Source organism: Pseudomonas sp. Ant30-3 (genome assembly GCF_000690905.1).
In the GTDB taxonomy this organism is placed as follows: Bacteria; Pseudomonadota; Gammaproteobacteria; order Pseudomonadales; family Pseudomonadaceae; genus Aquipseudomonas.
Map to the genome: position 1 here is coordinate 1 of NZ_JMCL01000202.1, position 449 is coordinate 449.

General features: G+C 47.7%; 1 rRNA gene. It reads right to left on the minus strand.

What is annotated here, in order from left to right:
- Positions 1-383, minus strand: a 23S ribosomal RNA gene (locus tag DU29_RS0128800); the annotation flags it as partial.
- Positions 384-449 lie beyond the last annotated feature (66 nt).

A 449-nucleotide genomic window follows, 5' to 3' on the forward strand; every position in this document is an offset into this window, starting at 1 on the left:
GTTTCTCGTGCTCCGTCCTACTCGATTTCATGACTAAGAGATTTTCGCGTACAGGGCTATCACCCACTATGGCCGTACTTTCCAGAACGTTCCGCTAATCTCAAAGCCACTTAAGGGCTAGTCCCCGTTCGCTCGCCACTACTAAGGGAATCTCGGTTGATTTCTTTTCCTCAGGGTACTTAGATGTTTCAGTTCCCCTGGTTCGCTTCTTAAGCCTATGTATTCAGCTTAAGATACCTAACTTATGTTAGGTGGGTTCCCCCATTCAGACATCTCCGGATCAAAGTCTGTTTGCCGACTCCCCGAAGCTTTTCGCAGGCTACCACGTCTTTCATCGCCTCTGACTGCCAAGGCATCCACCGTATGCGCTTCTTCACTTGACCATATAACCCCAAGCAATCTGGTTATACTGTGAAGACGACATTCGCCGAAAATTCGATAATACTCAA